The following is a 14,511-nucleotide window of genomic DNA, read 5'->3' as shown; positions in this document are numbered from 1 at the left end:
TCACCTGCCGGGGCTCGTGGAGGGCTGTGCCGCCGGCGCGCCGGAGGCCGTGGAGGTGCCCGGTGCCGCCGTCGCGGTGCCGGGCGCGGGGGTGGTGGGCGCGGGGGCCGCGGGTGTGGCCGGGCTCGCGGGCGCCGAGGTGGCCGGCGCGGGGGTGGTCGGGGTGGGCGCGGGGTCCGGGCCCGGCGTGGCCTTGGACGGCACCCCCCGGACCGTGCCGTCCGGGTCGAGGAAGGCGGGGCTGCCGCCGGGGACCATGCCCAGCTCCCGGGCCCGGCGTGCCAGGGCGTCGGGCTCGAAGGAGGCGTCGACGTCGCGCTGGAGGGCCTGCTGCTCGTCGGTGAGTTCGGTGGTCCGCTTCTTCAGCTCGCTCAGCCGGAACGACCCCTCGTTGAGCGCGGAGTTGAGCAGCAGCAGGGTGATCAGTCCGCCGCCCAGCAGCAGGACGACCAGCAGGACGAACGGAGTGCGGGCCGCGGTGCTCGGCCCGGCGGGCATCAGCCGGGTGAGCCGTGCGGCGCGTCCTTGTCGCTGCCCGGCCGGTTCGCTCACCGCACCGCTCCGTCCCCGGCGCCGGCGGCCGGGAGCCGGGCGCTCACCGCTCGTCCTCGCGGATGCGCTGGGCGCCGCGCAGCCGGGCGGGGGCGGCCCTCCGGTTCTCGGCGACCTCCTCCTCGGTGGGGAGCTCGGCGCCCCGGGTGAGCAGCTTCAGCCGGGGCTGGTAGCGCTCGGGGACGACGGGCAGGCCGGGCGGCGCGGTGTTGGCGGCGCCGGCCGCGAGGACCTGCTTGACCAGCCGGTCCTCCAGCGACTGGTACGACAGGACAGCGATGCGGCCGCCGACGGCGAGGCTCCGGACGGCGGCCGGAATGGCCCGCTCCAGCACGGTGAGTTCGCCGTTGACCTCGATGCGCAGGGCCTGGAAGGTGCGTTTGGCGGGGTTGCCGCCGGTGCGCATGGCGGCCTGCGGCAGGGCTTCGCGGATCAGCTCGACGAGCCGGGCGCTGTTGCTGAAGGGCTCCTTCTCGCGTTCGCGCACGACGGCGGAGACGATCCGCTTCGCCTGCTTCTCCTCGCCGTACGCGCGCAGGATGCGCACCAGTTCGCCCGGCGGGTAGGTGTTGAGGACCTCGGCGGCGCCGATGCCGGTCGTCTGGTCCATGCGCATGTCGAGCGGGGCGTCGCGGGCGTACGCGAAGCCGCGGTCGGCCTCGTCCAGCTGCATGGAGGAGACGCCCAGGTCGAACAGGACGCCCTGCACCTTGGGGATGCCGAGCCGGTCGAGCACCTCGGGCAGCTCGTCGTAGACGGCGTGCACCAGCGTCGCGCGGTCGCCGTAGGGGGCGAGCCGCTCGCCGGAGAGGCGAAGGGCCTCCTTGTCGCGGTCCAGGGCGATCAGCCGGGCGGTCGGGAAGGCGGCGAGGAGCGCCTCGCTGTGCCCGCCGAGGCCCAGGGTGCAGTCGACGACCACCGGGGGCCGGGGGCCGGGAGCCTCCTCCAGGGCCGGTGCCAACAGGTCCAGGCATCGCTGGAGCATCACCGGGACGTGTCGGGTCTGGCTCATGCGCCCTCTCAGGCTCAGGTCCCGGGTGGCGGGACGTACGGCCTGGTCCCCGCCCGCTCGCGAAGGGGAGGTCCGCCGGCGCCGGGGAAGGGGCGTCAGCCGACCGGCGAGCGGGAGAGGGCCGGGCCGTACGTACGCCGCGCACACGGGGAAAAGTTCGAAATGTGCAGGGTGTCGGTAACTTCCCGTCACTTTAGTCCACCCTGCCACTCGATCGATTCCCGATCAATCAACCCGGCAGCGCGTCGGCCGCCGCACGTTCACCCGCCCGGATGACCGCGGGCGGGCTTGTGGAGTACCTCACAACAAGCACTGTTGACGTTTTTTGTCCGCTTCCCCCTCCGGTCGCCCCCGGCGGCGGGGGCTAACGTCTTGTCCATGTCGACTTCCGCGCACGCCCCCGCCGAACCTCCCGCCTCCGCCGCCGCCGGTACGGTCACCGACCGTCTGGTCGAGGCGAATGGCCACTACGCCTCGGAGTTCAAGGACCCCGGGATGGACGCCAAGCCGGTGCTCCGCGTCGCCGTGGTCGCCTGCATGGACGCCCGGCTCGACCTGCACAAGGCTCTCGGCCTGTCGCTGGGCGACTGCCACACCATCCGCAACGCGGGCGGCGTGGTCACGGACGACGTCATCCGTTCGCTGGCGATCAGCCAGCGGGCGCTGGGCACCCGCAGCATCATCCTGATCCACCACACCAACTGCGGCATGGAGTCGATCACGGAGGACTTCCGCCAGGAGCTGGAGATGGAGGTCGGCCAGCGCCCGTCCTGGGCCGTGGAGTCGTACACCGACGCCGACCAGGACGTGCGGCAGTCGATGCAGCGCGCGCGCACCTCGCCGTTCCTCAAGCACACGGATGACGTGCGCGGTTTTGTCTTCGACGTGACCTCCGGCAAGCTGCGCGAGATCTTCCCGGCTTCCTGACCCGGCCGTGCGCCTGAGGCCGCCGGGAGGTGGCGGACGAGCACCTTCCGGTGACGAAATCCTCACCCAATCCGACATATCGCCCTTGGTTGTCCACAGGCGAGTGACACGAAGCGGTAACGGCAACAAGAATGCGTGAGTGACACCCCGTCGGACCTCGCCGTCCGACGCGGTGTCCGCATTTCGGGGAGGGCCGGGCCGCACGAGGGCACCGGCCCGTGACTGGGGAATCCCGTGCTCCTGGTGAGCGTGGGGCAGGGCCGAGGAGGGCCGGGTGACGACCTATGACGATCGAGCGAGCCTCACAGATCTGACCACCACCGCAGAGCGGGTGCGCAGGTCGGTGGAGGCCGTGATCGAGGGCAAGCCGGAGGTCGTACGGCTCTCGCTGACCGTGCTGCTCGCGGAGGGGCATCTGCTCATCGAGGACGTCCCGGGCGTCGGCAAGACCATGCTGGCCAAGGCGCTGGCCAGGTCCATCGACTGCTCGGTGCGCCGCATCCAGTTCACGCCGGACCTGCTGCCGTCGGACATCACCGGAGTGTCGATCTACGACCAGCAGCGCCGCGACTTCGAGTTCAAGCCGGGCGCGATCTTCGCCCAGGTGGTGATCGGCGACGAGATCAACCGCGCCTCCCCCAAGACCCAGTCCGCGCTGCTGGAGTCGATGGAGGAGCGCCAGGTCACCATCGACGGGCACACCTACGAGCTGCCCGACCCCTTCATGGTCGTGGCCACGCAGAACCCGGTGGAGATGGAGGGCACGTATCCGCTGCCCGAGGCCCAGCGCGACCGGTTCATGGCCCGGGTGTCGATCGGCTATCCCACCGCGGAGGCCGAGCTGCGGATGCTCGACGTGCACGGCGGGCTCTCCCCCCTGGACGACCTCCAGCCGGTGGCCCACGCGCACGACATCGTGAAGCTGATCGACGCGGTGCGGGCGGTCCATGTCGCCGAGGCCGTCCGCAGGTACGCGGTGCAGCTCGTCGGTGCCACCCGCAACCACCCCGACCTCCGGCTCGGCGCCTCGCCGCGCGCCACGCTGCATCTGCTGCGGGCCGCCAAGGCGTCCGCGGCGCTGTGCGGCCGGGACTACTGCCTGCCGGACGATGTGCAGGCCCTGGCCGTGGCGGTGCTCGCCCACCGGCTGCTGCCCACCGCGCAGGCCCAGCTGAACCGCCGCAGCGCCGAGCAGGTCGTGCTGGAGATCCTCCAGCAGACCCCGGTGCCCACGGCCGTGGGCGGCCCGGCCGCCGCCGCTCCGCAGTATCAGGCGGGCCCGGCGTACGGCGGCCGGCAGCAGCCCGCCCCTCGGCGGACGTGATGGCCGGGGCGGGGCCCGTCGCGATGGACGGCAGCGAGGGCAAGGGGGGTGTGCGGGCCGCGCTCGGCGGGCTGACCACCCGGGGGCGGTCCTTCCTCGCGGCCGGGATCGCCGCGGCGGTCTGCGCCTACGCGCTGGGCCAGGGGGACCTGCTGCGGGTCGGTCTGCTGCTCGCCGTGCTGCCGCTGGTGTGCGCGACCGTGCTCTACCGGACCCGCTACCGGGTGGCGGGCACCCGCCGGCTCTCCCCCTCGCGGGTCCCGGCAGGTTCCGAGGCCCGCGTGCGTCTGCGGATGGACAACGTCTCGCGCCTGCCCACGGGCCTGCTGATGCTCCAGGACCGGGTGCCGTACGTGCTCGGTCCGCGCCCCCGGTTCGTGCTGGACCGGGTGGAGGCGGGCGGCCGGCGCGAGGTGTCCTACCGGGTCCGTTCGGACCTGCGCGGGCGCTATCCGCTCGGCCCGCTGCAACTGCGGCTGAGCGACCCGTTCGGCATGTGCGAGCTGACGCGTTCCTTCAGCGCCTACGACACCCTGGTCGTGGTCCCGAGGACCGAGCCGCTGCCACCGGTACGGCTGGCCGGCGAGGCCTCCGGCCACGGCGAGGGGCGCCAGCGCTCCCTGGCGCTGGCCGGTGAGGACGACGTGATCCCGCGCGGCTACCGCTACGGGGACGACCTCCGCCGCGTCCACTGGCGCTCCACCGCGCGCTACGGCGAGCTGATGGTGCGCCGCGAGGAGCAGCCGCAGCGCGCCAGGTGCACGGTCCTGCTCGACACCAGGCGCGTCGCCTACCGGGGCACGGGGCCGGACTCCGCGTTCGAGTGGGCCGTCTCCGGGGCGGCCTCCACGCTGGTGCACATGCTGGAGCGCGGCTTCGCGGTCCAGTTGCTCACCGACGTGGGCAGCGCGGCGCCGGGCGGGGCCGGCCTCGCCGGCGCCACCCACGACTCGGCGGAGTCCGCCGGGCTGATGATGGACACCCTCGCGGTCGTCGAGCACTCCGACGGCGGGGGCCTGTCCCGCGCGTACGACGGGCTGCGCGGGGGCGACGAGGGGCTGCTGATCGCCTTCCTCGGCGATCTGGACGAGGCGCAGGCCGCCGTGGCGGCCCGGATGCGGCAGCGCAGCAGCGGGGCCGTGGCCTTCGTCCTGGACTCCACCGTCTGGGTGAACGGCGCCTCGCCCGCCACCCGCGAGGCGTCCGAGCGGCGGCTGCGGCCGCTGCGCGAGTCGGGGTGGACGGTGGTGCCGGTGGAGCCCGGCGCCGAGCTGCCCGTGCTGTGGCAGCAGGCCGGACGCCACGGCACGCCGGCCGGTTCCGGCACGGCGGGATTCTCCGGGGGCTGGTCATGAGGGGGCGGTCATGAGCGGTCGTGGTCGGCTGGCGCTGTGCGCCTTCGCGGCGACACTGATGGCGGCCTGCTCGATGCTGCCACTGGTGGACCCGGCCAAATGGCTCGTGCAGGCCGCGTTCCTGCTGGCGATCCAGTCCGGGGTGGGCGCGCTGGGCCGGCGGGTGCCGCTGCCCAGGCTGCTGACGGTCGCCGCGCAGGCGCTGGTCGTGCTGGTGCTGCTGACGGTGACGTTCGCCAGGGAGCAGGCGGTGGCGGGCGTGCTGCCCGGACCGCAGGCGGTGCGGCAGCTCGCGGACCTGCTGACGGCCGGTACGGACGACGTCAGCCGGTACGCGATTCCGGCGCCGGCGACCCCGGGCATCCGGCTGATGCTGGTGGGCGGGGTGCTGCTGGTCGGGCTCGCGGTGGACACGCTGGCGGTGACGTTCCGCAGCGCCGCGCCCGCCGGGCTGCCCCTGCTGGCGCTCTACTCGGTGGCCGCCGGGCTCTCGGACGGCGGCACGGACTGGCTGTGGTTCCTGCTGGCGGCCTGCGGTTATCTGCTGCTCCTGCTGGCCGAGGGGCGCGACCGGCTCTCCCAGTGGGGGCGGGTCTTCGCCGGAGCGGCCGGGTCCCGGGGCGGTTCGTCCGCCGGGCTCGAAGCCTCGGGCGGCAGGGCGCTCGCCCCGGTGCGTACGGGGCGGCGGATCGGCGCGCTGGCCCTCGGGATCGCGCTGGTCGTGCCGGCGGCGCTGCCCGCGCTGGACAGCGGACTGCTGACGGGTTCGGGCAGCGGGGGCGCCAAGGGGCGCGGCGGCGGCACCATCTCCGCGGTGAACCCGCTGGTCTCGCTCCAGGACAACCTGAACCAGCCGGAGAACCGGCAGGTGATGTCGTACCGCACCGACTCCGACAGCCCCGGCGACTTCTACCTGCGCATCCTGGCCCTGGACCAGTTCAACGGGAACGAGTGGCGGGCTTCGACGCGCCGGCTCCGGGATGTGCCGAAGCGGCTCCCGACGCCGGCCGGCCTCTCCCCCGCCGTCACGGTCTCGGAGGTCAAGTCGACCGTCTCGGCCTCCCGCTCGTACCGGCAGACCTATCTGCCGCTGCCCTTTCCGGCGGCCGAGGTGCGGGTCGACGGGCGGTGGCGCTTCGAGGAGGAGGGCCGCACGCTCGTCGGGGACGACGGGGAGACCACCAGCGGCGCTCAGTACACGGTGACCAGCCTCGATGTGCAGCCGACGGCCGAGCAGCTCGCCCGTGCGGGCGCGGTCCCGGCGTCGCTGCTGCGTGAGTACACCCAGGTCCCGGACACGCTGCCGAAGGTGGTCGCGGAAACCGCCGAGGAGGTCACGCGGGGCACGGGCAACGCCTACCAGCGGGCGGTGAAGCTCCAGGACTACTTCTCCACCGACGGCGGGTTCACGTACGACACCTCGGTCAGCTCGGGTACGGGCACGGCCGCGATCGCCCGTTTCCTCAAGGACCGGAAGGGCTTCTGCGTCCACTTCTCGTTCACGATGGCCGCGATGGCCCGGACGCTGGGGATTCCGGCCCGGGTCGCGGTGGGCTTCACGCCGGGCTCGGCGCAGGCCGACGGTACGTACTCGGTCGGGCTCCGGGACGCGCACGCGTGGCCCGAGCTGTACTTCGAGGGCATCGGCTGGACCCGCTTCGAGCCGACCCCGACGCGTGGCTTCGTCCCGTCGTACACGCTGCCCGACGCCCCGACCGGTGACACGGCGGACCCGGCGAGGCCCGAGGCGGACGCCTCGGCGCCGGAGGCGGCCGCCCCGTCCGCGTCGGAGAGCTGCCCGGCGCAGATGCGCAGGCAGGGCGAATGCGGGCAGACGGCGGCGCCCGGGGCCGCCGCGCCGACGGACACCGGCACTCCGGCGGGCACTGTGCTCGGCATCGCCCTGGTGGCCGTGCTGGTCCTGGTGCTGCCGCTGCTGCCGATGTGCTGGCGCCTGCGGGCACGGGCCCGCAGGCTGGGCTCGTCGGCGGGCCGCACCCCCGCCGACACCACCGCGAGAACGCTGGCGGTGTGGCGGGAGGTCACCGACACGGCGTGGGACCACGGCGTCCTCCCGGACGATGCGCTGACCCCGCGCAAGGCCGCCGAGCGGCTGGTGCGCCTGGGCCGGCTCGACACGGAGGCGGCGGACGCGGCGCACCGGGTCGCGGGGGCGGTGGAACAGGTGCTGTACGCACCGGAGCCGCGTCCGGTCACGGGGCTCGCCGAGGACGCCCGTGCGGTACGGGCCGGGCTCGGCGTCGCGGCCGGACGGGCCGTCCGGCTCCGGGCGCTCGTGGCGCCGCGCTCGGCCATACGGGTGGTGTGGGCGCTCTCGCGGCGCCGGGCGGCCCTGGCGGGGCGCCTGCGGCTGCCGGCCAGGCCGGCCTGGACCCGGCGCCCGTCCCGGCAGGAGGGCTGAGGAGGACGGGGCTCGGGGGGCGTCTCCGCCCCAGCCCCAGCCCCGTCTCTCCCCGTTACCCGCTTCGCCTCGTCACCGCACGCGTGAGGGGCGGTCGCGATGTCCGCGACCGCCCCTCACCCAGAAGTGCTCTGTACCTCTGCGAAACGCTCTGTACGTCTACTGTCCCTGCTCGTCGCGGCGGCGCTGCCACCGCTGTTCGATCCGGTTCATCACGGACCGGCGCTGTCGGGACTGCCGGCGCTCACTCGCACCACCGGCGCGCACCGCCTGCTGCTGCTCGCCCGGCTTGGGTGCCTTGCGCCAGCCCGTGACCGCGAGCACCGCGCAGCCCAGCATGACGAGAAAGCCCACCACGCTGACCCAGATCTGCTGAGCGACCATTCCGGCCATGAGGAGCGCGATACCCACCAGAAAGCCAGCAACTGCCTGGTAGACCCGTCGCCGGGTGTATGTACGCAGCCCACTTCCCTCGAGCGCTGTCGCGAACTTGGGATCTTCGGCGTACAGCGCTCGCTCCATTTGCTCGAGCATTCGCTGCTCGTGCTCCGAGAGCGGCACGGAGTCCTCCTCGTCGTCGGCCGCGGGGGGCGGCCGGTATGCGGCCCTTCCAGGATAGGCAGGGAATCGCCCCCGTGAAACCCGCCCTCATTGCCAATCAGCCAGTCCGGGCCGCCACGGCGGCTCAGCTGCTGAGGCGTTGATTCCCCAACCTCCGATCCGTCATGCCGGATGGTGTCCCCCGATCATACGGGGCCCGGGGCCCGAACGGGGCTGCCGGTGCGTACTCCGTCTGCGGCTGCGTTGCTGATCAGCCGCGCTGCCGCCGGTCACCCGGCCGGTGTCTCAGCCGCACTTGGTGCCCAGGACGTGCAGCTGGGTGGCCACCGAGTGGAAGGCGGGCAGTTCGGCGGCCGCGGCCTCCAGCTTGAGCAGGGCTTCCATCGCGCCGGGTTCGGTGTCCACCAGGACTCCGGGGACGAGGTCGGCGAAGACGCGGACGCCGTGGACCGCGCCGACCTCCACGTCGGCCCCTGTGACCAGCGCGGTGAGCTGCTCGGCGGTGTACCGCCGGGGCATCGGGTCGCCCTCGCCCCACCGGCCCTCCGGATCGCCGAGCGCGTGCCTGGCCTCGGTGAAGTGGCCGGCCAGGGCGCGGGCCAGGACCGCTCCGCCCAGCCCGGCGGCGAGCAGGCTCAGCGCACCGGCCGGGCGCAGCGCCTCCACCGCGTGCCGCACTCCCTCGGCGGGGTCGTCCACGTACTCCAGGACGCCGTGGCAGAGCACCGCGTCGTAACCACCGCGCTCCACCACGTCGAAGAGGCCGAGGATGTCGCCCTGCACCCCGCGGACCCGGTCGGCGACCCCGGCCTCGGCGGCCCGGCGCTCCAGCGCGAACAGTGCGTTGGGGCTGGGGTCGACGACCGTGACCCGGTGGCCCAGACGGGCGACGGGCACGGCGAAGTTACCCGTGCCGCCGCCGGTGTCCAGCACGTCCAGGGCGTCCCTGCCGGTCGCCTTGACCCGGCGGTCGAGGGCGTCCTTGAGGACCTCCCAGACCACAGCGGTACGGAGGGAGGCGCGGGGGCGCAGCGGGTCCGACACGGCAGTTGACTCCTCGGCACGGGCCGCCGGCGGGGGCGGAGCGTGAACAGCGCAGGTGATAGGTCCTGTCCACCCTATTGCCTGGCACCGCCCCCGCGGTCATCCCGCGTCGGGCCGCTCCCCCCGGGGCTGTGGCAGCACCGGCTGGAGCACGAGCAGCCGCTCGACCAGGCGCAGGAACATCGCCGCGTCCCGCAGCAGGTCGTCCGCGTCCCGCCGGCCCGCCGCGCCGGGTATCCCCGCTTCCGCACGGGCCCGCCGGGTGGCGCCCGCGGCGAACAGGGCGCTCCACTCGGTCAGCTCGGGGGCCAGCTCCGGCAGGATCTCCCAGGCGCTGCGGATCCTCTCCCGGCGCCGGCGCGAGGTCTCGGGGCGGCCGCGGACGGCGAGCACGGCCGCCGCGGTGCGCAGGGCCGCGAGGTGTGCCGTGGCGTACCGCTCGTTGGGCACGTCGAGAACAGCTGCCTCCGCCAGGCCGGCACGGGCCTGGGCGAGGAGATCGAGGGCGGCGGGCGGCGCGGTGGTGCGCCGGACGACGGGGTGGACATCGTGGGCCGGGCCGGTCGGTGAGGGAGCAGGGCCGTCTGCGCGGCGTCGCGGGGCGGCGGCTGCGGACGAGTGGGCCATGACAGAACCTCCTGTCTCGGTAACGGCTTCGTGGCCGTCTGTATCCATCGTGACGGCCCCCACTGACAATCGACCTCGATCCGGTCCTGACCTGGGCTTTTGCTTCGATCGCGAGTTCGGGCTACCTTTTTGCACTGACCAGTCAGTTCAAAGAGGAGGGGGTTCCGTGGACAGGCCGAAGCAAGTGGACAGTCCGCACGGAGCAGCCGTCAGTGCCGAGGGCCTCGGGCTCGAAGGACCGCGCGGCTGGGCCTTCCGCGACGTGACGTTCGACGCCGGGCCCGGCTCCCTGATCGCGGTCGAGGGCCCGTCCGGCTCCGGCCGCACCTGTCTCCTGCTCGCCCTCACCGGCCGTATGCGCCCCACCGAGGGCGCGGCCGGGACGGGGGGCCTCGCCCTGCCGCGCCGGGCCGCCGCCGTGCGCCGTATCGCGGCCCTGGGCCCGGTGCCCGGGGTCAGCGAGCTGGACCCGGCGTTCACGGTCGCCGAGCACCTGCGCGAGCGGGCCCTGCTCCAGCGCCGCTACGGCGGCCCCGTGCGCGCCCTGCTGCGGTCGCCCCGCGAGCGGACCGCCGCGGCGCGCGACCGGATCGACGCGGCCCTGGACTCCGCCGGACTCGACCCCGCCACGCTCCCGAAGGCCGAGCGGACCGCCGTACGGGACCTGGAGCGGCTGGAGGCGCTGCGGCTCTCCGTCGCCCTCGCGCTGATCGGCCGGCCCCGGCTGCTCGCGGTGGACGACGCCGACCTCAAGCTGTCCGGCGCCGAGCGGGCCGAGGCCTGGCAGCTGCTGCGTTCCGTCGCCGGAGCGGGGACGACCGTGCTGGCCGTCTGCAGCGAGGCCCCCGAGGACGCCGTCACCGTACGCACGGGCACCGCTTCCGGCACCCCCGACGCCGGCGGACCGGCGAAGACCGGGGAATCCGTCACGACCACGCACGAGGAGGGGGCGGCCGATGCGTTCGCCGAGACTGGCCACGCTTGAGCTGAGGCGCTTCGGCAGGGGGCGGCTGCCGCGCGCGGCCCTCGCCGCGCTCCTCCTGCTCCCGCTGCTCTACGGCGCCCTGTACCTGTGGTCCTTCTGGGACCCGTACGGCCGCCTGGACCGCATCCCGGTCGCCCTGGTCAACGACGACAAGGGCGCCACCGCCGACGGCGAGCGCATCGCCGCGGGCGACGAGATCACCGGCAAGCTGCTCGACTCCAAGGTCTTCGACTGGCACGAGGTCTCCGCCGCCGAGGCGGACAAGGGCGTCGAGGACGGCACGTACTACCTCTCGCTGCGCATGCCCGCCGACTTCAGCGAGCGCATCGCCTCCAGCGCGGGCGACTCCCCCGAGACCGGTGCGCTCCAGGTGCGTACCAACGACGCGAACAACTACATCGTCGGGCAGATCTCGCGGACGGTGTTCTCCGAGGTCCGCACGGCCGCCTCGGCCAACGCGTCGCGCGGGTTCCTGGACCGGATCTTCATCAGCTTCTCCGACCTGCACGACGAGACGGCGAAGGCGGCCAAGGGCGCCGCCGACCTCAGGAGCGGGATCGGCAAGGCGAAGAAGGGCTCCAAGGACCTCGCCGACGGGCTGGGTGACGCGAAGTCCGCCAGCAGCCGGCTGGCGGACGGCATCGTGAAGCTGGACAAGGGCGCGGGCGACCTGAAGACCGGCTCGCACCAGGTCGCCGACGGCACCCAGTTGCTCGCCGACAAGGTCAACGGGGTGGCCGCCGACGTACGCCCCTTCCTGAAGGACAACGGCAAGGCCATCGGGGACACCGCCCGGCTCGTCGCCGACTCCTCCAGGACCGTGCGGGACAACCTCGACCTGCTCGTGAAGGCCGCGCCCACCGCCGCGACCGCCGCGCACACCGCCGCCGACGACCTCACCGAGGTCCACCGCACCCAGTGCGAGGAGCAGCCGGACCCCGACCCCGCCGTGTGCCCGCCGCTGAAGCGCGCCGTGACGTCCGCGGCCGATGTCGCGGCCGTGGCCGACGACGTGAACGCCCTCGTCGAGAACCAGAACGGGGACCTCAAGAAGCTGCGCACCCAGCTGACCACCCTGGAGAAGCAGGCGAAGGCCCTCGCCGCGCGCTCCCCGCATCTGGACGAGGACCTCGAAGCCGCCGTCAAGAAGGTCAACGCGCTCAACACCGGCGCCCACAAGGTCGCCAAGGGCGCGGACCAGCTGCACACCGGGCTGGCCACGGCCAGGACCGGTTCGGCCGACCTGAAGACCGGCGTCGGCAAGCTCGACAAGGGCGCGACCGACCTGGACAAGGGGATGGTCCGGCTCAGCGACGGTTCCGCCACCCTCGCCCAGGGCCTCGGCGACGGCGTCGGGAAGATCCCCGACTACGACAAGAACGACCGCGACGCCCGCACGGAGGTCATGGCCGACCCCGTGCGGCTGGCCTCCCAGTCGCTGCACTCCGCCCCCAACTACGGCACGGGCTTCGCGCCCTACTTCATCCCGCTCTCGCTCTGGGTCGGCGCGATGGTGGCGTACATGCTGATCCAGCCGCTCAGCAGGCGCGCCCTGGCCGCCGGGGCACCGGCCCGGCGGATCGCGATGGCGGGCTGGCTGCCGGTGGCCGCGATCGGGCTGCTCCAGGTGGCCGCGCTGATGACCGTCCTGCACTTCGGGCCGGGCCTGCGGATGGCACACACCGCCGGAACGCTCGGATTCCTGGCCCTGGTCACCTGCTGCTTCGCGGCGATCGTGCAGTGGCTGAACGCCTGCTTCGGAGCGGCGGGGCGCATCCTCGTGCTCGCGCTGCTGATGCTCCAGCTGACCTCGGCGGGCGGCACGTACCCCGTACAGACCAGTCCGGGCTTCTTCAACGCGATCCATCCCTACCTGCCGATGAGCTACGTCGTCGAGGGGCTGCGCCGGCTGATCACGGGCGGCGGCCTGGGCCCCGTCTGGCAGGGCTGCGCGGTCCTCGTGGCCTTCACCGCCGGGGCGCTCGCGCTGACCGCGCTGACCGCGCGCCGCAAGCAGATGTGGACGCTGGAGCGGCTCCACCCGGAGCTGAGCCTGTGAGCGCACCGGGACCTGTGAGAATCGGAGGTATGGAAAGCAGTAGCAGCACGCGCCGCCAGGCCACCCGGCAGAAGCTCTACGAAGCGGCCGTCACCCTCATCGCCGAGAAGGGCTTCTCGGCGACCACGGTGGACGAGATCGCCGACCGCGCCGGGGTCGCGAAGGGCACGGTCTACTACAACTTCAAGAGCAAGACCGAACTGTTCGAGGAGTTGCTGCGCCACGGCGTCGGGCTGCTCACCGCGTCCCTGCGGACGGCGGCCGAGGAGACCGCCGCGCGCGGCGGCAGCCGGGTCGAGGCGCTGGACGCCATGATCCGGGCCGGTCTGGTCTTCATCGACCGCTATCCCGCCTTCACCCAGCTGTACGTGGCCGAGCTGTGGCGCACCAACCGCGCCTGGCAGTCCACCCTGCTGGTGGTGCGCCGCGACGCCGTCGCGGTGGTGGAGGGCGTGATCGCGGACGGCGTGGCGGGCGGTGAGCTGAGCGAGGAGATCGACGTGCCGCTGACGGCGGCGGCGCTCGTCGGCATGGTGCTGGTGGCGGCGCTGGACTGGCAGGCGTTCCAGCCGGAGCGCTCGATCGACGACGTGCACTCGGCGCTGTCCCTGCTGCTGCGCGGCCGCGTCAGCGGCCACTGAGCCCGCCGGTCGGCCACGACCGCGTACGCACGAAGGCGCCGGTCCGGCGTGGCCCGATGCTTCCGAGCCCGCCTTGACCGGCGCCTTCCGTGCTGCCGGAGGACCATCCCCCGTGACCCCGTGTCCCCCGTGGTCCCGAGTCCTCCGCCGCGCACCCCCGTTCGGACGGGAGCGCCGCTCCGGTTCCGCCACCCCGTGCCGGCGGGTACCGGGGCAGCGCCCCTTCCGTGCCGACCACTCTGCCTTTCGGGCAGGTCCCGGCCCATCCGTGCGGCTACTCATCCCGCCCGCTGAGTACGCGTACTCAGCTCCGGGCCTCCGCGCCCTGCCGCACTGTCGGACCCCTTGGCTACGATCACGTCCGTGTCCGTACTCCCTCTGGTGTTCACAAGCGGCTGGGCGAGCGGGATCAACGCGTACGCGGTGGTCCTCCTGCTCGGCATTTTCGGCGCGACCGGTGTCAGCGACGAGGTGCCCGCCTCGCTCCAGCGCACCGACGTGCTCGTGGTCGTCGCGGTGCTCTTCCTCGTCGAGGTGGTCGCGGACAAGATCCCGTACGTGGACACGGTCTGGGACTCGGTGCACACCGTCGTCAGGCCGCTGGCGGGCGCGGTCGTCGCGGCCCTGCTGGCCGGTGAGAGCGGTTCGCTGCCGCAGATCGCGGCCGGGGCCATCGGGGGCTCCACCGCGCTGGTGAGCCATCTGGTGAAGGCCGGCACGAGGATGGCGGTCAACACCTCCCCCGAGCCCTTCAGCAACATCGCGCTGAGCGCGGTCGAGGACCTGGGCGTCGCGGGTGTCGTCACCTTCGCGATATTCCATCCGTGGATCGCGGCGACCATCGCCGGGACGCTGCTCCTGACCGGCCTGGTGATTCTGGTCTTCCTGGCCTCCCGCATCCGCCGGTTCCTGCGCCGCAGGGCGCAGCGCCGCGAGGAGAAACGCCGGGCCCAGGCCGCCTTCCCGCCACCGGCCTGACGGCCGAGGCCGGCGGCCGGGCTG

13 protein-coding genes are annotated in these 14,511 nt (G+C 73.6%); 8 read left to right on the top strand and 5 right to left on the bottom strand.

Features of this window, described 5'->3' with window-relative positions; all coding sequences use genetic code 11:
• Nucleotides 1-498, bottom strand: a complete 498-nt coding sequence (locus tag B082_RS0130150; protein ID WP_018555521.1) for an FtsB family cell division protein — start codon at nt 496-498, stop codon at nt 1-3.
• A gap of 97 nt (nt 499-595) precedes the next feature.
• Complete coding sequence (rsmH, locus tag B082_RS0130145; RefSeq protein ID WP_018555520.1) at nt 596-1,564, bottom strand: 16S rRNA (cytosine(1402)-N(4))-methyltransferase RsmH; 969 nt, start codon at nt 1,562-1,564, stop codon at nt 596-598.
• 378 nt (nt 1,565-1,942) lie between these two features.
• On the opposite strand from rsmH, the gene B082_RS0130140 reads away from it, so the two are divergent.
• From B082_RS0130140 to B082_RS0130125, 4 genes are all read left to right on the top strand, one after another.
• Nucleotides 1,943-2,491, top strand: coding sequence for a beta-class carbonic anhydrase (locus B082_RS0130140; RefSeq protein ID WP_018555519.1), 549 nt, complete (start codon nt 1,943-1,945; stop codon nt 2,489-2,491).
• A gap of 274 nt (nt 2,492-2,765) precedes the next feature.
• Nucleotides 2,766-3,815: an AAA family ATPase gene (locus B082_RS0130135; RefSeq protein ID WP_026250346.1), complete on the top strand. Its 1,050-nt coding sequence runs from the start codon at nt 2,766-2,768 to the stop codon at nt 3,813-3,815.
• Nucleotides 3,815-5,170, top strand: coding sequence for a DUF58 domain-containing protein (locus B082_RS0130130; protein ID WP_018555517.1), 1,356 nt, complete (start codon nt 3,815-3,817; stop codon nt 5,168-5,170). The genes B082_RS0130135 and B082_RS0130130 overlap by 1 nt, the downstream gene beginning before the upstream one ends.
• Before the next feature lie 10 nt (nt 5,171-5,180).
• Nucleotides 5,181-7,592 (top strand): transglutaminase TgpA family protein, encoded by a 2,412-nt coding sequence (locus tag B082_RS0130125; RefSeq protein WP_018555516.1) that lies wholly within the window; start codon nt 5,181-5,183, stop codon nt 7,590-7,592.
• A gap of 159 nt (nt 7,593-7,751) precedes the next feature.
• Here the strand turns inward: B082_RS0130125 and B082_RS0130120 are convergent, their stop codons facing one another.
• From B082_RS0130120 to B082_RS0130110, 3 genes are all read right to left on the bottom strand, one after another.
• Complete coding sequence (locus B082_RS0130120; RefSeq protein WP_018555515.1) at nt 7,752-8,153, bottom strand: DUF3040 domain-containing protein; 402 nt, start codon at nt 8,151-8,153, stop codon at nt 7,752-7,754.
• A gap of 285 nt (nt 8,154-8,438) precedes the next feature.
• Nucleotides 8,439-9,197: a class I SAM-dependent methyltransferase gene (locus B082_RS0130115; RefSeq protein ID WP_018555514.1), complete on the bottom strand. Its 759-nt coding sequence runs from the start codon at nt 9,195-9,197 to the stop codon at nt 8,439-8,441.
• A 99-nt stretch (nt 9,198-9,296) separates the two neighbouring features.
• The gene (locus B082_RS0130110; RefSeq protein WP_018555513.1) at nt 9,297-9,824 is read right to left on the bottom strand and encodes an SAV_6107 family HEPN domain-containing protein; all 528 of its coding nucleotides are present in this window, start codon (nt 9,822-9,824) and stop codon (nt 9,297-9,299) included.
• A 184-nt stretch (nt 9,825-10,008) separates the two neighbouring features.
• Between B082_RS0130110 and B082_RS0130105 the strand changes: the two genes are divergently transcribed.
• The 4 genes from B082_RS0130105 (at nt 10,009) to B082_RS0130090 (ending at nt 14,487) form a co-directional block, all read left to right on the top strand.
• Nucleotides 10,009-10,809 (top strand): ATP-binding cassette domain-containing protein, encoded by an 801-nt coding sequence (locus tag B082_RS0130105; protein WP_018555512.1) that lies wholly within the window; start codon nt 10,009-10,011, stop codon nt 10,807-10,809.
• Entirely contained in the window at nt 10,781-12,868 is a 2,088-nt protein-coding gene (locus B082_RS0130100) for a YhgE/Pip domain-containing protein (protein ID WP_018555511.1), read from the top strand. Before B082_RS0130105 ends, B082_RS0130100 begins: the two co-directional genes overlap by 29 nt.
• 29 nt (nt 12,869-12,897) lie before the next feature.
• A complete protein-coding gene (locus B082_RS0130095) occupies nt 12,898-13,509 on the top strand; it encodes a TetR/AcrR family transcriptional regulator (protein ID WP_018555510.1) in 612 nt (203 codons plus the stop codon).
• Nucleotides 13,510-13,872: 363 nt separating this feature from the next.
• Nucleotides 13,873-14,487: a DUF4126 domain-containing protein gene (locus B082_RS0130090; RefSeq protein ID WP_018555509.1), complete on the top strand. Its 615-nt coding sequence runs from the start codon at nt 13,873-13,875 to the stop codon at nt 14,485-14,487.
• Nucleotides 14,488-14,511: the final 24 nt, after the last annotated feature.

It is taken from the genome of Streptomyces sp. ATexAB-D23 (assembly GCF_000373645.1).
In the GTDB taxonomy this organism is placed as follows: Bacteria; Actinomycetota; Actinomycetes; order Streptomycetales; family Streptomycetaceae; genus Streptomyces; species Streptomyces castrisilvae.
This window is presented reverse-complemented; position numbering and strand designations above follow the sequence as displayed.